The organism is Burkholderia sola, from assembly GCF_905400185.1.
Lineage (GTDB): Bacteria > Pseudomonadota > Gammaproteobacteria > Burkholderiales > Burkholderiaceae > Burkholderia > Burkholderia sola.
The window spans coordinates 3,121,555-3,143,720 of record NZ_FR989675.1 but is presented as its reverse complement, the minus strand read 5'-3'; the positions used below and the strand labels follow the sequence as shown (position 1 = coordinate 3,143,720).

22 protein-coding genes are annotated in these 22,166 nt (G+C 68.0%); 14 read left to right on the top strand and 8 right to left on the bottom strand.

Annotated elements, in window-relative coordinates; all coding sequences use genetic code 11:
• Positions 1-3 precede the first annotated feature (3 nt).
• Complete coding sequence (locus tag KR541_RS14505; RefSeq protein WP_050014885.1) at positions 4-540, bottom strand: KdsC family phosphatase; 537 nt, start codon at positions 538-540, stop codon at positions 4-6.
• Complete coding sequence (gene kdsD, locus KR541_RS14500; RefSeq protein WP_089488829.1) at positions 540-1,523, bottom strand: arabinose 5-phosphate isomerase KdsD; 984 nt, start codon at positions 1,521-1,523, stop codon at positions 540-542. Before kdsD ends, KR541_RS14505 begins: the two co-directional genes overlap by 1 nt.
• 126 nt (positions 1,524-1,649) lie before the next feature.
• Between kdsD and KR541_RS14495 the strand changes: the two genes are divergently transcribed.
• The 5 genes from KR541_RS14495 to purU all read left to right on the top strand — a co-directional run bounded on the left by KR541_RS14495 (position 1,650) and on the right by purU (position 6,823).
• A complete protein-coding gene (locus tag KR541_RS14495; protein ID WP_050014889.1) occupies positions 1,650-3,656 on the top strand; it encodes a monovalent cation:proton antiporter family protein in 2,007 nt (668 codons plus the stop codon).
• Between the two features lie 77 nt (positions 3,657-3,733).
• Positions 3,734-4,300 carry an adenine phosphoribosyltransferase gene (locus tag KR541_RS14490; protein ID WP_050014891.1) on the top strand — a complete coding sequence of 189 codons (567 nt, stop codon included), beginning with the start codon at positions 3,734-3,736 and terminating at the stop codon, positions 4,298-4,300.
• Positions 4,301-4,378: 78 nt separating this feature from the next.
• On the top strand, positions 4,379-4,993 hold the full coding sequence (locus KR541_RS14485; RefSeq protein WP_050014892.1) for a LysE family translocator: 615 nt from the start codon (positions 4,379-4,381) through the stop codon (positions 4,991-4,993).
• Between the two features lie 5 nt (positions 4,994-4,998).
• Positions 4,999-5,865: an NUDIX hydrolase gene (locus tag KR541_RS14480; RefSeq protein WP_216089599.1), complete on the top strand. Its 867-nt coding sequence runs from the start codon at positions 4,999-5,001 to the stop codon at positions 5,863-5,865.
• 73 nt (positions 5,866-5,938) lie between these two features.
• On the top strand, positions 5,939-6,823 hold the full coding sequence (purU, locus tag KR541_RS14475; protein ID WP_050014896.1) for a formyltetrahydrofolate deformylase: 885 nt from the start codon (positions 5,939-5,941) through the stop codon (positions 6,821-6,823).
• Between the two features lie 93 nt (positions 6,824-6,916).
• Here the strand turns inward: purU and KR541_RS14470 are convergent, their stop codons facing one another.
• The gene (locus KR541_RS14470) at positions 6,917-7,999 is read right to left on the bottom strand and encodes an AI-2E family transporter (RefSeq protein WP_050014898.1); all 1,083 of its coding nucleotides are present in this window, start codon (positions 7,997-7,999) and stop codon (positions 6,917-6,919) included.
• Between the two features lie 239 nt (positions 8,000-8,238).
• Positions 8,239-11,124, bottom strand: a complete 2,886-nt coding sequence (gene uvrA, locus KR541_RS14465) for an excinuclease ABC subunit UvrA (RefSeq protein WP_050014899.1) — start codon at positions 11,122-11,124, stop codon at positions 8,239-8,241.
• A 263-nt stretch (positions 11,125-11,387) separates the two neighbouring features.
• On the opposite strand from uvrA, the gene KR541_RS14460 reads away from it, so the two are divergent.
• From KR541_RS14460 to KR541_RS14420, 9 genes are all read left to right on the top strand, one after another.
• On the top strand, positions 11,388-12,575 hold the full coding sequence (locus tag KR541_RS14460; RefSeq protein WP_021162585.1) for an MFS transporter: 1,188 nt from the start codon (positions 11,388-11,390) through the stop codon (positions 12,573-12,575).
• Between the two features lie 100 nt (positions 12,576-12,675).
• The gene (locus KR541_RS14455) at positions 12,676-13,227 is read left to right on the top strand and encodes a single-stranded DNA-binding protein (RefSeq protein ID WP_050014902.1); all 552 of its coding nucleotides are present in this window, start codon (positions 12,676-12,678) and stop codon (positions 13,225-13,227) included.
• Positions 13,228-13,349: 122 nt separating this feature from the next.
• Positions 13,350-13,880, top strand: a complete 531-nt coding sequence (gene mug, locus KR541_RS14450; protein ID WP_089488822.1) for a G/U mismatch-specific DNA glycosylase — start codon at positions 13,350-13,352, stop codon at positions 13,878-13,880.
• Complete coding sequence (locus tag KR541_RS14445) at positions 13,867-14,490, top strand: DNA-3-methyladenine glycosylase (protein WP_050014905.1); 624 nt, start codon at positions 13,867-13,869, stop codon at positions 14,488-14,490. Before mug ends, KR541_RS14445 begins: the two co-directional genes overlap by 14 nt.
• Before the next feature lie 113 nt (positions 14,491-14,603).
• Positions 14,604-15,368, top strand: coding sequence for a ParA family protein (locus tag KR541_RS14440; RefSeq protein WP_050014907.1), 765 nt, complete (start codon positions 14,604-14,606; stop codon positions 15,366-15,368).
• A gap of 497 nt (positions 15,369-15,865) precedes the next feature.
• Positions 15,866-16,450, top strand: a complete 585-nt coding sequence (phaP, locus tag KR541_RS14435; RefSeq protein WP_050014908.1) for a TIGR01841 family phasin — start codon at positions 15,866-15,868, stop codon at positions 16,448-16,450.
• A 263-nt stretch (positions 16,451-16,713) separates the two neighbouring features.
• Entirely contained in the window at positions 16,714-17,895 is a 1,182-nt protein-coding gene (locus tag KR541_RS14430) for an acetyl-CoA C-acetyltransferase (protein ID WP_204383423.1), read from the top strand.
• 218 nt (positions 17,896-18,113) lie between these two features.
• Entirely contained in the window at positions 18,114-18,857 is a 744-nt protein-coding gene (phbB, locus tag KR541_RS14425; protein WP_089488821.1) for an acetoacetyl-CoA reductase, read from the top strand.
• A 107-nt stretch (positions 18,858-18,964) separates the two neighbouring features.
• The gene (locus tag KR541_RS14420; protein ID WP_089488820.1) at positions 18,965-19,171 is read left to right on the top strand and encodes a hypothetical protein; all 207 of its coding nucleotides are present in this window, start codon (positions 18,965-18,967) and stop codon (positions 19,169-19,171) included.
• Positions 19,172-19,262: 91 nt separating this feature from the next.
• Here the strand turns inward: KR541_RS14420 and KR541_RS14415 are convergent, their stop codons facing one another.
• The 4 genes from KR541_RS14415 to KR541_RS14400 are packed head-to-tail and all read right to left on the bottom strand — an operon-like array spanning position 19,263 to position 22,139.
• Entirely contained in the window at positions 19,263-19,592 is a 330-nt protein-coding gene (locus tag KR541_RS14415) for a hypothetical protein (RefSeq protein WP_050016711.1), read from the bottom strand.
• Positions 19,589-20,092 carry a hotdog family protein gene (locus tag KR541_RS14410; RefSeq protein WP_050016710.1) on the bottom strand — a complete coding sequence of 168 codons (504 nt, stop codon included), beginning with the start codon at positions 20,090-20,092 and terminating at the stop codon, positions 19,589-19,591. The genes KR541_RS14415 and KR541_RS14410 overlap by 4 nt, the downstream gene beginning before the upstream one ends.
• Positions 20,089-20,907: a beta-ketoacyl synthase chain length factor gene (locus tag KR541_RS14405; RefSeq protein WP_089488819.1), complete on the bottom strand. Its 819-nt coding sequence runs from the start codon at positions 20,905-20,907 to the stop codon at positions 20,089-20,091. The genes KR541_RS14410 and KR541_RS14405 overlap by 4 nt, the downstream gene beginning before the upstream one ends.
• 8 nt (positions 20,908-20,915) lie before the next feature.
• A complete protein-coding gene (locus KR541_RS14400; RefSeq protein ID WP_089488818.1) occupies positions 20,916-22,139 on the bottom strand; it encodes a beta-ketoacyl-[acyl-carrier-protein] synthase family protein in 1,224 nt (407 codons plus the stop codon).
• Between the last annotated feature and the right edge of the window lie 27 nt (positions 22,140-22,166).

Here is a 22,166-nt window from a genome sequence, read left to right as displayed (position 1 = left end):
CGGTCAGGCTCCGCAGGCGGCGGCGAGCAGCGCGTCGTAGCGGCGCTGCGCGCGCAGGATCGCATCGCAGACCTCGCGCACGGCGCCGTGGCCGCCGCGGGCCTCGGCGACCCAGTGCGCGCGGGCGATCACCTCGGGGTGCGCGTTCGCGGGGGCCGTCGCGAAGCCGCAGCGCAGCAGCACCGGCAGGTCGGGCCAGTCGTCGCCCATGTAGCCGCATGCGTCGGCCGTCAGGCCGAGCGACGCGATCAGGTCGGCGAACACGGCGAGCTTGTTCTCGACGCCCTGGAACAGGTGCGCGATCTTCATTTCCTTCGCGCGCGCCGCGACGATCTCCGAGCGGCGGCCCGTGATGATCGCGGTCGCGATGCCGGCTTCGCCGAGCAGCTTCACGCCGTGGCCGTCGAGCGAATTGAACGACTTCATCGCGTCGCCGGCCGCGGTAAACAGCAGGCCGCCGTCGGTCAGCACGCCGTCGACGTCGAAAATCATCAGCTTCACGCGGCTCGCGCGTTCGGCCGCAGTCAGCGCTGCGCTCATCAGATCACCTTCTTCGAAAACAGGTCGTGCATGTTCAGCGCGCCGATCAGCGCGCCGTCGGCATCGACGACCAGCATCTGGTTGATCCGGTGGCGCTCCATCAGTTCCACGGCCTCGACGGCCAGATGATCCGGCGCGATCGTGCGCGGGTTGCGCGTCATCACTTCGGTGATCGGCAGCGTGCGGAAGTCGCCGTCGCGGGCGAGCACGCGGCGCAGGTCGCCGTCGGTGAAGATGCCGGCGACCTTGCCGTCGGCGTCGACCACGGCCGTCATGCCGAGGCGCTTCGCGGTGATCTGGAACAGCGCGTCCGACAGCGTCGCATCGAGCCCGACGGACGGGACGTCGTCGCCCGAGCGCATCACGTCGCGTACGTAGGTGAGCAGGCGCCGGCCGAGCGCGCCGCCCGGATGCGAGCGCGCGAAATCTTCCGAACCGAAGCCGCGCGCGTCGAGCACGGCGACGGCGAGTGCGTCGCCGAGCGCGAGCGCGGCGGTCGTGCTCGCGGTGGGCGCGAGGTTCAGCGGGCACGCTTCCTTCGACACCGCGGCGTTCAGGTGCACGTCGGCGAGCGTGCCGAGGCTCGACCCCGCGCGGCCCGTGATCGCGATCAGCTTCGCGCCGATCCGCTTCACGAGCGGCAGGATCGCGACGAGTTCTTCCGATTCGCCGGAATAGGAGATGCCGATGAAGACGTCGTCGGAGGTGACCATCCCGAGGTCGCCGTGGCTGGCCTCGGCAGGGTGGACAAAGAAGGCCGGCGTACCGGTGCTGGCCAGCGTGGCTGCGATCTTGCGGGCGATATGCCCCGATTTGCCGATCCCGGAGACCACGACGCGGCCGCGGCAGCCGAGCAGCAGCGCCACGGCCTCGACGAAGCCGCCGTCGAGCTGGTCGCGCAGCGCGCGCACGGCGTCCGCCTCGATGTCGAGCACGTCGCGGGCGAGCGCGAGCGCCCGATCATCATTGATTTTCGCTATCATGCGCGGAGTATAGCAAAGGCGTTTGTTCGCCGCGCCGCGCCTTCGGACTCGTCCGAAGCAGCCTGTCCACCGCCACCACCCCGCGCCCGCATTGCCGTGGCCCCGACGAACGAGGACGCTTCGCCCGTGATTTCCCCGCTCGAAATGACCCTGCTGCTGCTGCTGGCCTCGGTGGTGGGCGTCGTCGTATTCCGCTCGTTGAACCTGCCGCCGATGCTCGGCTACCTGACCGTCGGCATTCTGGTCGGCCCGCACGCGCTTGGCATCACGGCGGATCTCGAACGGGCCGAGCACCTCGCGGAATTCGGCGTGGTGTTCCTGATGTTCTCGATCGGCCTCGAATTCTCGCTGGCGAAGCTGAGGTCGATGCAGCGGCTCGTGTTCGGGCTCGGGCTGCTGCAGGTCGTCGCGACGCTGGTACTCGCGCTCGCGCTCGGCGCGCTGTTCGAGCGCTGGGAGCATCTCACATGGCAGGGCAGCATCGCGCTCGGCGGCGCGCTCGCGATGTCGTCGACGGCGATCGTGTCGAAGATGCTTGCCGAGCGGCTCGAGATCGAGACCGAGCACGGCCGCAACATCTTCGGCGTGCTGCTGTTCCAGGATCTCGCGGTCGTGCCGCTGCTGATCGTGATCGCCGCGTTCGGCGCCGAATCGTCGAAGGACCTCGCGCTCACGCTCGGCGTCGCGGCGGTCAAGATCGTGATCGCGCTCGCGCTGCTGCTCGTCATCGGCCAGCGCTTCATGACGCGCTGGCTCAACGTCGTCGCGCGGCGCCGCTCGCAGGAGCTGTTCGTGCTGAACCTGCTGCTCGTCACGCTGGGCGCCGCGTTCATCACCGACAAGTTCGGCCTGTCGCTCGCGCTCGGCGCGTTCATCGCGGGGATGCTCATTTCCGAGACGCCGTTCCGCCATCAGGTGGAGGAGGACATCAAGCCGTTCCGCGACGTGCTGCTCGGCCTGTTCTTCGTGACGACGGGGATGCTGCTCGATCCGCGCGTGATCTGGGAGCATCCGTTGATCGTGCTCGGCTTCTTCGTCGGGCAGATCCTGTTCAAGGCGACGATGATCGCCGGGCTCGCGCGGCTGTTCGGCGCGACGCCGGGCGTCGCGATGCGCACGGGGATCGGCCTCGCGCAGGCCGGCGAATTCGGCTTCGTGCTGCTGAACCTGATCCTCGACCGGCATCTCGTCGATTCGACGCTGCTGCAGGCGATCCTCGCATCGATGCTGCTGTCGATGCTCGCCGCGCCGTTCCTGATTCAGAACGCCGACCGCATCGTGATGCGGCTGTCGTCGACCGAATGGATGCAGCAGTCGCTGCAGATGACGCGGATCGCGACGCAAAGCCTGAAGCAGCGCGGCCACGTGATCATCTGCGGCTACGGTCGTGCCGGGCAGAACCTCGCGCGCATGCTCGAGCAGGAAGGTATTTCGTACGTCGCGCTCGACCTCGACCCCGATCGCGTGAGCGCGGCCGCGACGGCCGGCGAATCGGTCGTGTTTGGCGACGCCGCGCGCCGTGAATCGCTGCTCGCGGCCGGTATCCATCGGGCGGCGGCCGTCGCGATCACCTACGCGAATACGCCGTCCGCGCTGCGCGTGCTGCATCACGTGCACGAGCTGGAGCCGACGCTGCCGGCGATCGTGCGCACCGTCGACGACGCCGATCTCGAGAAGCTGCTCGCGGCCGGCGCGACCGAGGTGATTCCGGAAATCGTCGAGGGCAGCCTGATGCTCGCGTCGCACACGCTGGTGCTGGTCGGCGTGCCGATGCGCAAGGTCGTGCGGCGCGTCGAGGAGATGCGCGACGAGCGCTACAGCCTGCTGCGCGGCTATTTCCGCGGCGCGGACGATGCGGACGACGACGACCACGAGCAGGTGCGGCTACAATCGGTGCCGGTCGATGCGCGTGCGGACGCAGTCGGGCGTTCGCTGGAAGAACTCGGGCTGTACGCGCTCGGGCTGGAAGTCACGGCGATCCGCCGGCACGGCATCCGCGGCGTCGAACCCGATCCGCAGACCAAGCTGCGCGCGAGCGACATCGTGGTGCTGCGCGGGCTGCCCGAGGCACTCGCGCTCGCGGAGGAGCGGTTGTCGCGCCATCGGCGCGATCCGCCGGCCGCGGCCGCATGAGCCGCGATTCACAACCTGACCCGTATTGATCAGAAACGGTGCCCGATCTTCGCGCACCGTTTTTTTCGGAGAGTTTCATGCCGCATTCGTCGTCGGGCGCACCGCTCGATCCGGTCGCCTTCATCCACAGCCAGATCCGCACGGTGCCCGACTGGCCGCAGCCGGGCGTGCAGTTCCGCGACATCACGACGCTGCTGCAGAGCCCGAAGGCGCTGCGCATCCTGGTCGACCTGTTCGTCGAACGCTATGTCGACGCGAAGCTCGACTACGTCGCGGGCCTCGACGCGCGCGGCTTCATCATCGCGCCGATCGTCGCGTACGAGCTGAGCGTCGGCTTCGTGCCGATCCGCAAGGTCGGCAAGCTGCCGTACAAGACGCGCTCGGAATCGTACGACCTCGAATACGGCAGCGCGACGGTCGAGATCCACGTAGATGCGTGCAAGCCCGGCGACCGCGTGATCATCATGGACGACCTGATCGCGACCGGCGGCACGATGATGGCGGGGCGCAACCTGCTGCAGCGGCTCGGCGCGGTGGTCGTCGAAGGCGCGGCGATCATCGACCTGCCCGATCTCGGCGGCTCGACGCTGCTGCGCGACGCCGGACTGCCGGTCTATACCGTTACCGAATTCGCCGGCCACTGAACGCCGGTCCGCTCCCGGGGCCAGCCGCGCCGGCTTGCCCCGGTTCACGCTTGGTTCACCTTCCGCAGCGAGGTCACGATGCCCAACTTCATGCTGTTTCTCGCCACGTCGGTCGCGATCACGTTCGCGCCGGGTCCCGACAACCTGCAGGTGCTCGCACGCGGCATCTCGCAGGGCCGCGCGGCCGGCTTCGTCGCCGCGCTCGGCTTCACGGCCGGGATCCTGTTCCACACGACGCTCGCGGCGCTCGGCGTCGCGGCCGTGCTGCGTTCGTCGCCGGTCGCGTTCCAGATCCTGAAGCTCGCGGGCGCCGCGTACCTCGTGTGGATCGGCATCAAGGCGCTGCGCAGCCAGGGCCTCGCGAACGCGCATGCGCGCCCGCCGCAGCCGCTCGCCACGATCTTCCGGCAGAGCGTGATCGGCAACCTGATGAACCCGAAGGTCACGCTGTTCTTCGTCGTGTTCCTGCCGCAGTTCGTCGATCCGCACGGCGCGCAAAGCGTGACGCTGCAGATGTTCGAGCTCGGCGCGCTGTTCATGCTGCAGACGGCCGCCGTTTTCTCGCTGTTCGGCGTCGGCGCGGGCATGATCGGCGCGTGGCTGAAGCGCCGCCCGAAGGCCGGCGTGTGGCTCGACCGGATCGCCGGCGCGACGTTCATCGCGATCGGCATCCGCGTCGCGCTGAAGGACTGAGCGCGATGACGTTTCCGTGCATCGCGGCCGCGCGCCGCTTCGATCCGGCCGCGCACCTGCGTTTCGAGATCGCCGGCCAGGCGGTCGGCTGGGTGCGCCGCCAGGACGTCGCGAAGCTCGCGCGCTGGCCCGACGTGTTCGAGCTGACCGCCGAGCGGGTCGTGCTGTCGGCGCGCTACGATTCGGTCGACGCGCGCAGCATGGCGCTGGCCAGCGCGATCGGCGCGCTCGCCGCCGAAGGCGCGATTCCCGGCTGGCGCGACGAGATCTACGCGATCCGCAACCGCTTCGACGATCCGCCGCTCGCGTACATCGAGCGCGCCGCGTCGCGCTTCTTCGGCACGCAGACCTATGCGGTGCACGTGAACGGCATCGTAGAATATGCGGTTACGCCGGGCGAGCCGCCTGCGGCGGCCGCGCCGAAGATGTGGCTCGGCCGTCGCAGCGAGACCAAGGCGACCGACCCCGGCATGCTCGACAACGTCGTCGCCGGCGGGATCGGCTGGGGGCTCGGCGTTCACGAGACGCTCGCGAAGGAATGCTGGGAAGAAGCCGGGATTCCGGCCGACCTGGCGGCGCGCGCGATCGCGGGCCGTGCGGTGCAGGTGCTGAACTCGCTGCCGGAAGGCACGCAGTCGGAACTGATCTTCGTGTACGACCTGCCGCTGCCGCACGACTTCGCGCCGCGCAACCAGGACGGCGAAGTGGCCGAGCACCTGCTGGCCGGGGTTCCCGAGGTGATCGGCTGGCTGCGCGAAGGCCGCGCGACGATGGATGCGAGTCTCGCGACGCTCGACACGCTGCTGCGTCATCGCTGGATTGCGGCGGCCGACGCGGCCGGCATCGACGCGCTGTTCGTGCCGGGCGCGTGACGCGCGCTGCGCGCGCAGCCGGGCGGCGCAAGCGGGCAATTTGACGAATACGGAAACAATGGGAGTAGCGGTCATGCCGACCGATCACAGCTTTATCTTGAAACTGTCGTGCCCCGACCGGCACGGCATCGTCCATGCGGTCTCGGGCTTCCTGTTCGAGCGCAGCAACAACATCCTCGATTCCGCGCAGTTCGGCGACAGCCGCACCAGCGAGTTCTTCATGCGCGTGCACTTCGAGCAGGACGGCGGCGGCGAGGATGCCGCGTCGGCGCTCGACACGCTTCGCAAGGAATTCGCGCCGCTCGCCGAACAGTTCTCGATGCGCTGGGAGCTGCACGATGCGGCCGTGAAGCCGCGCGTCGTGATCATGGTGTCGAAGATCGGCCACTGCCTGAACGACCTGCTGTTCCGCTATCGCACCGGCCAGTTGCCGATCGAGATTCCGGCGATCGTGTCGAATCACAAGGAGTTCTACCAGCTCGCGGCGAGCTACAACATTCCGTTCCATCACTTCCCGCTGATCGGCGGTTCGTCCGATGCCGCGAAGGCCGCGCAGGAAGCGCGCGTGCTGGAAGTGATCGACGAGCACCAGGCCGATCTGGTCGTGCTCGCGCGCTACATGCAGATCCTGTCGCCGAACATGTGCGCGCAGCTCGCCGGGCGCGCGATCAACATCCACCATTCGTTCCTGCCGAGCTTCAAGGGCGCGAAGCCTTACTACCAGGCGTTCGACCGCGGCGTGAAGCTGATCGGCGCGACCGCGCACTACGTGACGACCGATCTCGACGAAGGCCCGATCATCGAGCAGGAAGTCGAGCGCGTCGACCACAGCATGACGCCCGACCAGTTGACCGCGATCGGCCGCGACGTCGAGTGCGTGACGCTCGCGCGGGCGGTGAAGTGGCACGTGGAGCACCGGATCGTGCTGAACGGGACGAAGACGGTCGTGTTCCGCTGATCCGTCGGCCGCGAAAGGCCGGCTGCGCAAGCGAAAACGCCGCGCCCTTCACGGGGCGCGGCGTTTTTGTTTGCCGTGCGCGAGCGGGCGGCTTCAGATCAGCCGCAGCAGGTACAGCTCGCGTTTCAGGTACGCATAGAAGATCGGCGCGGCGACCACGCCCGGCAGCCCGAACGCGGCTTCCATGATCAGCATCGCGAGCAGCAGCTCCCATGCGCGCGACTCGATCTGGCCGCCGATGATCTTCGCGTTCAGGAAGTATTCGAGCTTGTGGATGACCACGAGGAACGCGAGCGACGCGATCGCGGTGCCCATGCTGACCGACAGCGACACCGCGACGATCAGCGTGTTCGAGATCAGGTTGCCGATCACGGGCAGCAGGCCGACGATGAACGTGACGAGCACGAGGGTTTTCGACAGCGGCAGCCGCTGATGGAAGATCGGCAGCGCGACGAGCAGGTAGATGCCGGTGAATGCCGCGTTGATCGCCGAGATCTTGATCTGCGCGAACACGATGCGGCGGAACGCGTCGGCGAAGCGCGACACGCGCGTGACGAGCGCGGTGGACAGCGGCCGGCGCACCTTGCCCTGCTCGACGCCGATCGCGATCATCGCGCCGATGATCATCCCGAACAGCACGTGGCCGAAGCCGCGCGCGACGCTCTTGCCGCTTTGCTGGAGCTGGTCCATGTGCGAGTGCATCAGCACGGCCGCCTTCGTCTTCATCTGCTCGACGTCGACGGGCAGCAGATTGGCGATCCAGGCCGGCGTGCGTGCGCGGGTCTGCTCGACGATCTGCATCAGCTGGCCGAGCAGGCTCTGCAGGTTCGGCACCGTGTGCTCGAAATGCTCGATGATCGCGAGCGTCAGGCCGGTGAGCGCGCCGACGATCGCGATCGACAGCAGCACGACCGCGACCCAGCGCGCGCGCATGCTGGTGGTATGGCGCTCGATCACGGGTGCGATCGTGTGGATCAGCTGATAGACGAGCAGGCCGGCCAGCATCCCGCCGAGCAGCTTGAGCTCGAGGACGAGCCACATCATGACGAGCGCGAAGAGATAGCTGCCGATCTCGAGCGCCGACAGCTTCGGCAGGCTCAAGTCGCTCGTCAGCCGCACGCTGCGCAGGTGCGGCTCGCGGTTCTGCGTGTCGCGCGACTCTTGTTGCTTCTCCATCGTGGATTCCTGTTGTCCCTGTGTCGTGCCGCGGAGCACGCGGCAGAGCGCGGGTCGCCCGGCGCCGCACCGGATTGGTGCGGATGGCGAACCTTACGACCGTAAAGTATAGCTGCCATTATGGGCCGCAAACGGGCGGTTTGGCGCGTGGTGTAAACGCAGAAGGGAAAACGAGGGGGCGCGGCCGCCCTCGACGCGCGCGCGGCCGGGCGGCCGCGCGCGGGAAGGGCGGAACGGCGTCAGCCGGCCGCGACTTTGCGGGTCGGACGCTTGAGCAGCGGCGCGAGGTACTTGCCGGTGAAGCTCGCCTTGGTCTTCGCGACCTGCTCGGGCGTGCCCTGCGCGATGATCTGGCCGCCGCCGGCGCCGCCTTCGGGGCCGAGGTCGATCACCCAGTCGGCCGTCTTGATCACGTCGAGGTTGTGCTCGATGATCACGACCGTGTTGCCCTGGTCGCGCAGCCGGTGGATCACTTCGAGCAGCAGTGCGATGTCGTGGAAGTGCAGGCCGGTGGTCGGCTCGTCGAGGATGTACAGCGTGCGGCCGGTGTCGCGCTTCGACAGCTCCAGCGACAGCTTCACGCGCTGCGCCTCGCCGCCCGACAGCGTCGTGGCCGACTGGCCGAGGCGGATGTAGCCGAGGCCGACGTCGAGCAGCGTCTTCAGCTTGCGCGCGATGACCGGCACCGCGCTGAAGAACGCGTACGCGTGCTCGACCGTCATGTCGAGCACTTCGCTGATGTTCTTGCCCTTGTACTGCACTTCGAGCGTTTCGCGGTTGTAGCGCTTGCCGTGGCACACGTCGCACGGCACGTACACGTCCGGCAAAAAGTGCATCTCGACCTTCAGCACGCCGTCGCCCTGGCACGATTCGCAGCGGCCGCCCTTCACGTTGAACGAGAAGCGGCCCGGATCGTAGCCGCGCTCCTTCGACGTCGGCACGCCCGAGAACAGCTCGCGGATCGGCGTGAACAGGCCCGTGTACGTGGCCGGGTTCGAGCGCGGCGTGCGGCCGATCGGCGACTGGTCGACGTTGATCACCTTGTCGAAGTGCTCGAGGCCCTCGATCGCCTCGTGCGCCGCCGGCTCGGCCGACGAGCCGTACAGGTGGCGCGCGACTGCGTGATACAGCGTGTCGTTGATCAGCGTCGACTTGCCGGAGCCCGACACGCCGGTGATGCAGGTCAAGAGGCTGACCGGCAGCTCGAGATCGACGTGCTTCAGGTTGTTGCCGTGCGCGTCGACGATGCGCAGCATCCGCTCGGGGTCGGGCGACATGCGCTCGTCCGGATACTCGATCACGCGCTTGCCGACGAGGTACTGGCCGGTCAGCGACTGCGGGTTCGACTGCACCTGCTTCGGCGTGCCTTCGGCCACCACGACGCCGCCGTGCTCGCCCGCGCCCGGGCCCATGTCGACGACGTAGTCGGCCGTGCGGATCATGTCCTCGTCGTGCTCGACGACGATTACCGAGTTGCCGAGGTCGCGCAGATGCTTGAGCGTCGCGATCAGACGGTCGTTGTCGCGCTGGTGCAGGCCGATCGACGGCTCGTCGAGCACGTACATCACGCCGGTGAGGCCCGAGCCGATCTGCGACGCGAGCCGGATGCGCTGCGCCTCGCCGCCCGACAAGGTCTCGGCGCTGCGCTCGAGCGACAGGTAGTCGAGGCCGACGTTGTTCAGGAAGGTCAGACGCGCGACGATTTCCTTGATCACCTTGTCGGCGATCTCGCGCTTCGCGCCGTCGAGCGTCAGCCCGTCGAAATAGCCGAGCGCGTCGCGCAGCGGCCAGCCGCTGATTTCATAGATGCCGCGGGCATGGTCGCCGGTGCCGATCCGCACGTGGCGCGCCTCGCGGCGCAGGCGCGTGCCGTCGCACGACGGGCACGGCTGGTTGTTCTGGTACTTCGACAGCTCTTCGCGCACCGCGACCGAATCGGTCTCGCGATAGCGGCGTTCGAGGTTCGGGATGATCCCTTCGAACACGTGCTCGCGGATCGTCGTGCGGCCGCGCTCGTTGATGTACGAGAACGGGATCGTCTGCTTGCCCGAGCCGAACAGCAGCACCTTGCGGATCTTTTCGGGCAGATCCTCGAACGCGGCGTCGATGTCGAATTCGTAGAACGCCGCGAGGCTCTGCAGCATCTGGAAATAGAACTGGTTGCGGCGGTCCCAGCCCTTCACCGCACCGGCGGCCAGCGACAGCGACGGGTGCGCGACGACCCGCTTCGGGTCGAAGAACGTGATCTGGCCGAGGCCGTCGCATTCCGGGCACGCGCCCATCGGGTTGTTGAACGAGAACAGCCGCGGCTCGAGTTCCTGCAGCGAGTACGAGCAGATCGGGCACGCAAACTTCGAGCTGAACAGGTGTTCGCGGTCGGTATCCATCTCGAGCGCGATCGCGCGGCCGTCGGCGAGGCGCAGCGCCGTCTCGAACGATTCGGCGAGCCGCTGCTTCATGTCCGGACGCACCTTCAGGCGATCGACGACGACGTCGATCGTGTGCTTGTCGTTCTTCTTCAGCTTCGGCAGCGACTCGACCTCGTAGATCTTCGCGACGCCTTCGTTCGCGGCGCCGCCGCCCGAGCGCACGCGAAAGCGCACGAAGCCCTGCGCCTGCATCTCCTCGAACAGCTCGGCGTGCTCGCCCTTGCGGTTCGCGACGACGGGCGCGAGGATCATCAGCTTGGTTTCCTCGGGCAGCGCGAGCGCCGCGTCGACCATCTGCGACACGCTCTGCGCCTCGAGCGGGATGTCGTGGTCGGGGCAGTACGGCGTGCCGACCCGTGCGTACAAAAGTCGCAGGTAGTCGTGGATTTCCGTGACCGTGCCGACGGTCGAACGCGGGTTGTGGGACGTTGCCTTCTGCTCGATCGAGATCGCCGGCGACAGCCCCTCGATCAGGTCGACGTCGGGCTTCTCCATCAGCTGCAGGAACTGGCGGGCGTACGCGGACAGGCTTTCCACGTAGCGGCGCTGGCCCTCGGCATAAAGGGTGTCGAACGCGAGCGACGACTTGCCCGACCCGGACAACCCGGTAATCACGACCAGCTTGTGGCGCGGCAGGTCGAGATTGACGTTTTTCAGGTTGTGGGTGCGTGCCCCACGGATACGGATCTGTTCCATGAACCTGGCGAAAATGGAGGGAACCAAACCTGCTACTATAACGGCTTTTCGAGACCGTCGTTTACGGCCCCCAGCCTTTACAGCAGGTGGCAGCAAGGCGACACCTGCGCCGGGAAAAGCGGTCGCGCCGCACGTTCCGCGCGGCCCGCAGGCCGCCTGCATCCGGCCCCGACGTGTCGTCCGAAAGGCCGCCAGGCCGCCGGTCCTGATCTTCCGCCGCCCGCCGCCGGGCGGACATTCCGATCATTCGAAATTCATTCCCGATGTCCAATCCGTCTGCCACGTCTTCCCGCATGACTGCGCCCGAACTGCGCGCGACCACGTCGCTCGCGGCGATCTTCGCGTTGCGCATGCTCGGCCTGTTCATGATCATGCCGGTGTTCTCGGTCTACGCGAAAACCATCCCGGGCGGCGACAACGTGCTGCTCGTCGGGATCGCGCTCGGGGCCTACGGCGTCACGCAGTCGCTGTTCTATATCTTCTACGGCTGGGCGTCCGACAAGTTCGGCCGCAAGCCGGTGATCGCCACCGGCCTCGTGATCTTCGCGCTCGGCAGCTTCGTCGCCGCGTTCGCGCACGACATCACGTGGATCATCGTCGGCCGCGTGATCCAGGGGATGGGCGCCGTGTCGTCGGCGGTGCTCGCGTTCATCGCCGACCTGACCTCCGAGCAGAACCGCACGAAGGCGATGGCGATGGTCGGCGGCTCGATCGGCGTGTCGTTCGCGGTCGCGATCGTCGGCGCGCCGATCGTGTTCCACTGGGTCGGGATGAGCGGGCTGTTCGCGATCGTCGGCGTGCTGTCGATCCTCGCGATCGGCGTCGTGCTGTGGATCGTGCCCGACGCGGCGAAGCCCGTGCACGTGCCCGCGCCGTTCGCCGAGGTGCTGCACAACGTCGAGCTGCTGCGCCTGAACTTCGGCGTGCTGGTGCTGCATGCGACGCAGACGGCGCTGTTCCTCGTCGTGCCGCGCCTCTTGGTGGACGGCGGGCTGCCGGTCGCCGCGCACTGGAAGGTCTACCTGCCGGTGATGGGGCTCGCGTTCGTGATGATGGTGCCGGCGATCATCGTCGCGGAAAAACGGGGCAAGATGAAGCCGGTGCTGCTCGGCGGCATTCTGGCTATCCTGATCGGCCAATTGTTGCTCGGCAGCGCACCGCATACCATTCTGATTGTGGCGGCGATCCTGTTCGTGTACTTCCTCGGGTTCAACATCCTGGAAGCGTCGCAGCCGTCGCTCGTGTCGAAGCTCGCGCCGGGTTCGCGCAAGGGCGCGGCCACGGGTGTCTACAACACCACGCAGTCGATCGGGCTCGCGCTCGGCGGCATCGTGGGCGGCTGGCTGCTGAAGCACGGCGGCGCGAACACGGTGTTTTATACGTGCTCGGGGCTCGTTGCCGCGTGGCTTATAATCGCGGCCAGCATGAAAGCGCCGCCGCGCAAGGCCTGAATCTTGTTTCGGGCAGGCATCGGCCGCGCGCCGGCCTGTCCGGCGGGCCGTTCCGGCGATACGCGCGGGCGGCCCGGCATCGAATTTACTGGAGAAACACATGGCATCCGTCAACAAGGTCATCCTCGTCGGCAATCTCGGCGCCGATCCTGAAGTCCGTTACCTGCCGAGCGGCGACGCGGTTGCGAACATCCGTCTCGCGACGACCGACCGCTACAAGGACAAGGCAAGCGGCGATTTCAAGGAAATGACCGAGTGGCATCGCGTCGCGTTCTTCGGCCGTCTGGCGGAGATCGTCAGCGAATACCTGAAGAAGGGGTCGTCGGTCTATATCGAAGGCCGCATCCGTACGCGCAAGTGGCAGGGCCAGGACGGCCAGGACCGTTACTCGACCGAAATCGTCGCCGAACAGATGCAGATGCTCGGCGGCCGCGGCGGTTCGGGCGGCGGCGGTGGCAGCGGTGACGAAGGCGGTTATGGCGGCGGCTACGGTGGTGGTGGCGGCGGTCGCGGCGAGCAGGCAGAGCGTGGTGGCGGCGGTGGCCGTGCCGGCGGCGCAGCGCGCGGTGGTGCGGGTGGCGGCGGCCAGAGCCGTCCGAGCGCGCCGGCAGGCGGCGGCTTCGACGAGATGGACGACGATATTCCGTTCTGATCGCCGGTCGCACCCTCGCATCACGATGGGCCCGAACGTCCGAGTCAAGCCAGTCGCTTGGCCCGGGTTTTCGGGCCTTGCTTCGTTTACGTCGTGCCTGCACGCCGCTCTCCGGATCAAACGTGGCTGACGCACTCGCCGACCTCATCGCACCCCATCTCGACGTCCTGTTCTGCGGGATCAATCCCGGCCTGCTCGCGGCCGCGACCGGCCATCACTTCGCGGGGCGAAACAACCGCTTCCGGCGCGTGATCCATCTCGCGGGCTTCACGCCGACGGAACTTTCGCCGCAGGACGATCGCGCGATACTCGGTTACGGCTGCGGGCTGACGGCCGTGGTGTCGCGGCCGACCGCGAGCGCCGATCAACTGTCGCGCGCGGAATTCGCGGCCGCGGGCGCCGGGTTCGAGCAGAAGGTCGCGCAGCATGCGCCGCGCTTCGTCGCGTTTCTCGGCAAGGCCGCGTATTCGGCGCTGTCGGGGCAACGCGAGGTCGCGTGGGGATTGCAGCCGGCCCGCATCGGGCATGCACGCGTGTGGGTGCTGCCGAACCCCAGCGGCAGAAACCTCGCATTCGGGCTCGACGATCTGGTCGACGCGTATCGCGAGCTTCATCTCGCGGCGATGACGGAGCGGCACGATGCGACGCGGTAAGCCGCCGGCGCCATGGCCGGGCGCCATCGTCCCGCGCGCATTCTTCAACCGCATGGCCACCGAGGTGGCGCCGCAATTGCTCAACAAGATCCTCGCGTCCGCGGACGGCCGGGCCGGCCGCATCGTCGAAGTGGAAGCGTATGCGGGCGCGCTCGATCCGGCCGCGCACACCTATCGCGGCAAGACGCCGCGCAACGCGACGATGTTCGGGCCGCCCGGGCACTTCTACGTGTATTTCACGTACGGGATGCACTGGTGCTGCAACTGCGTGTGCGGCCCGGACGGTGCGGGAACGGGCGTGCTGATCCGTGCGCTGGAGCCGCTGCACGGGCTCGACCAGATGCGGGCGGCGCGGCCGCCGCGCACGCGCGATCGCGACCTGTGCCGCGGGCCGGCCCGGCTGACGCAGGCGATGGGGATCGGCGGCGCGCAGGATGGCGTCGACCTGGTCGGCGCGCGCGACGGGTTCGCGATCGTCGACGACGGGATGGCGCCGCCCGCCGATCTGGCGGGCGGGCCGCGCATCGGCATTCGCGTCGGCCAGGATCTGCCGTGGCGGTGGAGCGTGCCCGGCAACCGGTACGTGTCGGGCGCCGTGCCGCGCGTCTGACACATCGCGCGTCCAAGTCGCGTACTCGTCGCGTCCAATTCGACCTGCGTCACGCGGTCGCCATTATTGATCGGCTAAGCTGGCCGTTTCGACGTTTCGATCGAGGAGGCACCATGCGGCGGGTCGTATTCAACCAGAAGGGCGGCGTGGGCAAGTCGACGATCGTCTGCAACCTCGCGGCGATCAGCGCGAGCGAAGGGTTGCGCACGCTCGTCATCGATCTCGATGCGCAGGCGAACTCGACGCGCTACCTGCTCGGCGACGCCGCGGACGATGCGCAACCGGGCGTCGCCGGCTTCTTCGAAACCGCGCTGACCTTCAACTTCCGTCCGGTCGACGTCGCGTCGTTCATTCACGCGACCCCGTTCGACGGGCTCGACGTGATGCCCGCGCATCCGGATCTCGACACGCTGCACGGCAAGCTCGAATCGCGCTACAAGATCTACAAGCTGCGCGACGCGCTGAACGAACTCGACATGTACGACGCCGTGTACATCGACACGCCGCCCGCGCTGAATTTCTATACGCGCTCGGCGCTGATCGCGGTCGAGCGCTGCCTGATCCCGTTCGACTGCGACGATTTCTCGCGCCGCGCGCTGTACACGCTGCTCGAGAACGTGAAGGAAATCCAGCAGGACCACAACGCGGCGCTCGAGGTAGAAGGGATCGTCATCAACCAGTTCCAGCCGCGCGCGAGCCTGCCGCAACGGCTGGTCGACGAGCTCGTCGACGAAGGGCTGCCGGTGCTCGCGTCGCGGTTGTCCGCCTCGGTGAAGATCCGCGAATCGCATCAGCAGTCGACGCCGGTGATCCATCTCGAGCCGGCGCACAAGCTCGCGCAGGAGTTCCGCGCGCTGCATCGCGAACTGGCCGGCTGATCCCGCGTGCGACCGCATCGACCGAGGCCGCTTCGAGCGGCCTTTTTTGTCGCGACCGGCCATTCATCCGATTATTGATTTCGTCATTAATAATCAAGAAAACGATTTCACAACAAATCGAGAAAAAATATTACATAAATGATTGCTCCATTTTCAATGGGTGCCGGTTTTCTAATAAGCGGAATAATGAATTGGCAAATATTGCGCCACGTCATGATGCGCTATGCTGCAAAAAGGTAAAAACGCATGGCGGGCCGCTGAGGGTGGCGTCTTGTCTGAGATTTCGCCGCGCCTGCGGCTTCGGCTGCTGGTCAAAAGGGTAATAAGGGTTTATACCTAGTATTAATGCCATTTAATTGACAATTAATCGATCTAGAATGACTTCCTTCCACTGCCCGTGCTCAAACAGGTGCGGGCTGTCAATAAGGAAGCAGCGGTCGATCAAGCTTCCGTTTTTCTTTACGTCGTCTCTCGCATTGCCAACAGGAGCGTGCCCGATGTCCGTATTTGCCCCCGAAAAACTCGCCGCCGATTATCAATCCGGTATCGCCGCGTGGTTTGCGATCGCCCGTCCGGCGATCCACGGTTTCGAGGCTGTCGTCGAACTCAACCTGCAAGCGGCCCGGACGGCGCTCGAGGAATACGAGGACAAGCTGAAGAACGCGTTCAGCAGCAACAACCCGGCCGCGGGCTTCGTGCAGCAGGTCGCGGTGCCGCAGGACGCGGCCGGCAAGGTCGTGTCGTACGGCCGCCATCTGTTCGACATCGCGGTGTCGACGCAGTCCGAATGGGCGAAGGTCGCACAGGCGCAGTACGAACAGAACGACAAACGCCTGAAGGACGTGCTCGGCGAACTGTCGAAGCACGCGCCGGCCGGCTCGGCTCCGGTGGTGGCCGCGCTGAATTCGGCGCTGTCCGCGGCGAGCGCCGCGGCCGACTCCGTGCGCGCAGCGACGGGGCAGGCGATCGAGGCGGCGCAGAGCGGCTTCGATGCGGTCAGCGAAACGGCCACGCGCGGCGCGAAGCAGACGGCGGCGGCCGCCCGCAAGGACGCGGCGGCTGCGCGCGACGCGGCTGCGTAACCGCGTGAGTGCGTGTCGCGTGCGAGCGCGACAAGATTGATCGGCGCCGGATGGCGCCGGCCGCCGCGTGTGCCACGCGCGGTCCGGCAAACATCCGGTTCGCCGCCAGACGCCCGTGCACGGTTGCCCGTGCGGCGGTGTGCCGTGCCGCCGTTGCGGACGGAAGCTGCCCGCCAATACGGCGGCGGGCGGCGCCATCGCCATGTGCGACCGTCTCGTGCCGGCGTCGCCACGACGAACTGATTTCGATGCAGGAACTGAACATGACGGATGTAGTGATCGTATCGGCCGCGCGGACCGCGGTCGGCAAATTCGGCGGCTCGCTCGCGAAGATTGCGGCGCCGGAACTGGGCGCGACGGTGATCCGCGCGGTGCTGGAGCGTGCGGGCGTGAAGCCCGACCAGGTCAGCGAAGTGATCATGGGCCAGGTGCTGACGGCCGGCTCCGGGCAGAACCCGGCGCGGCAGTCGGTGATCAAGGCGGGGCTGCCGAGCGCGGTGCCGGGCATGACGATCAACAAGGTGTGCGGCTCGGGCCTGAAGGCCGTGATGTTGGCGGCGAATGCGATCGTCGCGGGCGACGCGGAGATCGTGATCGCGGGCGGCCAGGAGAACATGAGCGCGGCGCCGCACGTGCTGCCGGGCTCGCGCGACGGCTTCCGGATGGGCGACGCGAAGCTGGTCGACACGATGATCGTCGACGGGCTGTGGGACGTGTACAACCAGTACCACATGGGCATCACGGCGGAGAACGTCGCGAAGGAATACGGGATCACGCGCGAAGAGCAGGACGCGTTCGCGGCGCTGTCGCAGAACAAGGCGGAAGCTGCGCAGAAGGCCGGGCGCTTCGACGACGAGATCGTGCCGGTGTCGATCCCGCAACGCAAGGGCGAGCCGCTGCAGTTCGCGACCGACGAGTTCGTGCGTCACGGCGTGACGGCGGAGTCGCTGGCCGGGCTGAAGCCGGCGTTCGCGAAGGACGGCTCGGTGACGGCGGCGAACGCGTCGGGGCTGAACGACGGCGCGGCGGCGGTGCTGGTGATGTCGGCGCAGAAGGCGGCGGCGCTGGGCCTGACGCCGCTGGCGCGGATCAAGGCGTATGCGAACGCGGGCGTGGATCCGAGCGTGATGGGCATGGGGCCGGTGCCGGCGTCGCGCCGGGCGCTGGAGCGCGCGGGCTGGACGCCGGGCGACCTGGACCTGATGGAGATCAACGAAGCGTTCGCGGCGCAGGCGCTGGCGGTGCACAAGCAGATGGGCTGGGACACGTCGAAGGTGAACGTGAACGGCGGGGCGATCGCGATCGGCCACCCGATCGGCGCGTCGGGCTGCCGGATCCTGGTGACGCTGCTGCACGAGATGGTCAAGCGCGACGCGAAGCGCGGGCTGGCGTCGCTGTGCATCGGCGGCGGCATGGGCGTCGCGCTTGCGGTCGAGCGCGTCTGAGCAGCGGCTGACGATACGGTCCGCTCGCGGCGCGAATCGGCGTCGCGGGCGAGCCAGGCGGTTTTCGCGCAACACAGGCAGTCAACAACACGCGCGAGGTACCGGTGCGTGCCGCGCCCGCGACGCGGGCGGACGCGCATCGAAGCGGTGGGGCAGCAGCGTGTGCGAGGCCGCCGCCCCGCCTTTCATCGATTACTTTTTTGTCGGTAATTCATAGTATGACTAAGCGAATCGCAGTTGTGACAGGTGGGATGGGCGGCCTCGGCGAGGCGGTCAGCATCCGGTTGAACGACGCGGGTCACCGGGTAGTCGTCACGTATTCGCCGAACAACGCCGGCTCGGACCGCTGGCTGACCGAGATGCATGCGGCCGGCCGGGCATTCCATGCGTACCCGGTGGACGTGGCCGATCACGACTCGTGCCAGCAATGCATCGAGAAGATCATGCAGGACGTCGGCCCGGTCGACATTCTCGTGAACAACGCGGGCATCACGCGCGACATGACGCTGCGCAAGCTCGACAAGGTCAACTGGGACGCGGTGATCCGCACGAACCTCGATTCCGTGTTCAACATGACGAAGCCGGTCTGCGACGGCATGGTCGAGCGCGGCTGGGGCCGCATCGTCAACATCTCGTCGGTGAACGGCTCGAAGGGCTCGGTCGGCCAGACCAACTACGCGGCCGCGAAAGCCGGCATGCACGGCTTCACGAAATCGCTCGCGCTCGAGGTCGCGCGCAAGGGCGTGACGGTGAACACGGTGTCGCCGGGCTACCTGGCGACGAAGATGGTCACTGCGATCCCGCAGGACATCCTTGACACGAAGATCCTCCCGCAGATCCCGGCGGGCCGGCTCGGCAAGCCCGAGGAAGTTGCGGCGCTGGTCGCTTACCTGTGCTCGGAGGAGGCCGGCTTCGTGACGGGCTCCAACATCGCGATCAACGGCGGTCAGCACATGCAGTGACGTGCGGCGGCCCGCACGGCGTTCGCGTCCGTGCGGGCCGCGTTCCCCCTATCCCGCGCCGGAGCGGCGGCAGGCGCGCCGCTTCGGCCTCGCATTCCGGAGAACGCATGGGCGACACCTGGATCGGACTGGTGATCGGCGGCTCGGCGCTGGCCATCGCACTGACGATGGCGATCTCGCTCTACTGGCTCGAGCGGCGCCGCGCGCGGCTGCTGCGGAACTTCGATCATCGCGATTGCCGGTTCGTCGCGTACGGCAAGTGTTTCGCGCGCAGGCCGGAAAGGTCGCTGTGCCGCATGCGCCGGGCGCGCTGACGGCAAAGCCGGTCGCGTCGCAAGCGGTGAACGATCGGCGAGCGGTTACGCCCCGAGCGCATGCAGTCGGCAATGCGCGCGGGATGCGCGATCAGTCGTTCCTTTCGCCCTTTCCAGCCGACTCGCCCGCGTCGTTCTTGTGGAAGATTCGCTTCGTCGTGCGCTTGGTGGCTTCCCAGCCTTCGCGCGACGCATGCGCGACGCCGTGCCCGACCGCCTTCGCGGCGCTTGCGGTCGCGTGGCCGAAGCTGCGTGCGGCCTCGCCGGTCTTGTGCGCGGCTTCCTTCGAATCGCGCTTGATGTCCTGCTTCACTTCCGACATGTCCGCGTGTGCGAGCGGGCTGAGCAGCGCCAGAACGAGCGCTGCGCCAATGAACTGACGAACTTTCACGACCGGTTTCCTTGAGGTAAGCCTCGTCATCGAGGATTCGTGTTGCCGGCAGGCGCCGGTTGAAGCGCGCCGGCGGCCGATGCGTCGAGCATCACCGCCGCGCGGCCGGACAGCAGCACGCGCTCGCCGCAGCGCAGCGCGAAGCCGTACAGCACCGAGCGGCCGTCGCCGCTGACGCGTTGCGCGTCGACGGTGAGCGGCGCTTCGAACGTGTCGAGCCGGTCGACGAACGCGTCGACGTTGCGCACGCTCGCGAGATAGCCGACGCGCGGACGCGCTTCGTGCGCGCCGAGCAGCACGCCGTGCACGGCCATCGCCTGCGCCGCATATTCGATGCCGCAAACCGACGCGAGCCGCCCGTGCGCGCGCAGCGGGTTGTGCGGATCGCGGTGGCTCGTCGCGGTGCAGCGGATTCGTTCGGCATCCCATGCATCGACCGAATCGAGCACGCACATCGCGCCGGCATGCGGAATGTGCGCGGCAATCCACGCATGGTCGAGCGGCGGGGGCAATCCGACCGGTGCGGTCATCGCGCGCGCTCCGCACAGGATTCGGAGATCGCGACGTCGACTTGCACGCGCGTATCGTCCAGGTAGTCGAGCACGACGCGCGTCGAGCACCGCGCGGCGAGCGCATCGAGCAGCGGCAGCGCGCGGGCGGCCGGATTGCCGGCCCGCAGCGCGTCGAGTCCGGCATGCGCGAGCGTCGTCGCGGGCGCATCGGTGAGCTGCACGTCGATGCGGGCGAGCGCGCGTTCGCTCGCTTCCGGCGCGAACACGAGCGCGACGCCGAATGCGTCGCCGATCGGCCGCACCGTGCGCAGCGGTTCCGGATAATCGGTGTCGTACGCGATCAGCAGGCTCGGCACACGATCGACGACGACCTGGCACAGGCTGTCGAGCAGGCCGGCGGCAAAGCTGCCGTCGTGCGCGCACAGCACGTTCGACGTCGCCGTCGCGCGGGTCGCGATGCTCCAGTAGCCGGCCGGCGCGTTGTGCACCGAATTGTGGAAGCGGGTCGGCGACAGCTGGCGATCGTCGTCGGCCAGCGTTTCGCAGATCGCGTGGCAGTTCTGGCCGTCGCCGCCGGACGCGCTGAACACGGTCGCGAGCGTCGCGGCGTCGCGGCCGCTCGCGGCCACCGCTTCGTGGCCGACCGCGAGCGCGGTGCGCACGACCGGGCCCGTGCGGCGCCGTTCGGCGGACGGCAGCCCGGCCGGCGGCGGCAGCTCGGTGCGGGCAGGCACGTAGGGCGCGCGGCCCGCGAGCACGTCGGCCGCGTGCGGCCAGTCGTTCAATCCCGGCCCGACGAGGCCGATGCTTTCGATGAAGGCGGTGAGCGTCATGGCGGGCCTCAACGGCGAGCGCGACCGGCCGCATGCTGGGTGCGACCGAAGATCAGGCTGCAATTCGTGCCGCCGAAGCCGAACGAATTGGAGAGGACGGCGCGCACGCGCGTGTCGCGGCTCGCGAGCACGTAATCGGCTGCGAGCGCCGGGTCGGGCTGCGTCGTGTTGACGCCGGCCGGCACGAACTGCTCGCGCAGCGCGAGCGCCGCGACGATCGCCTCCAGCGCGCCGGCCGCGCCGAGCGTGTGGCCGGTCGCGCCCTTCGTCGAACTGCACGGCGTGCGGGCGAACAGCGCGCCGAGCGCGCGGCTTTCCGCCGCATCGTTGCTCGGCGTCGCGGTGCCGTGCAGGTTCACGTAGTCGATGTCGTGCGCGCCGAGGCTGGCGGAAGCGAGCGCCTGCTCGATCGCCGCGCGCGCGCCGAGCCCTTCAGGATGCGGCGACGACATGTGGTGCGCGTCGCTCGATTCGCCGATGCCGAGCAGCAGGATCGCGTCGCCGTCGAGCGCGGCGGGCGCGGCAGGGACGCGTTCGACGAGCGCGAACGCGGCGGCTTCGCCGATCGAGATGCCGTCGCGCGCGACGTCGAACGGCCGGCACGGCTCGCGCGACAGCAGTTCGAGCGAGTTGAAGCCGTACAGCGTGGTCAGGCACAGCGAATCGACGCCGCCGACGACGGCCGCGTCGATCAGCCCGGCCTCGATCATGCGGCGCGCGGAGCCGAACACCTTCGCACCCGACGAGCACGCAGACGAGATCGCCATCGCCGGTCCGCGCAGCGCGAAATACGCGCGCACGAACGCGGCCGGCGAATACGGGTTGTGCGTGTGCGCGTAGCGGAAATCGGCCGGCAGCGCGCCGCCGGCCGGGTCGCGGCGCTGATACGCGCGTTCGGTTTCGAGGATGCCGGCCGTGCTCGTGCCGACGAACACGCCGACGCGTGCGGCGCCGTAGCGTGCGACCGCCGCCGCGACGCGCGCGTCGAAGCCGTCCTGCGTCAGGCCGAGTTGCGCGAGGCGGTTGTTGCGGCATTCGAAGTCGGCGAGATCGGCGCGCACGGGCTGCTCATCGACGCCGTCCACCGCGCCGATCCACGTGTCGAGATCCGCACGCTCGAAATTGCACGGCACGAGCCCGCCGCGGGCGTCGCGCAACGCATCGAGGGTCGCGTCGAGGCCGCGGCCGATGCAGCTGGTGGCGGTGAAGTGCGAGAGCAGGAGAGGGTTCACGAGGGTCGCATCCGGTGGCCGGAACGG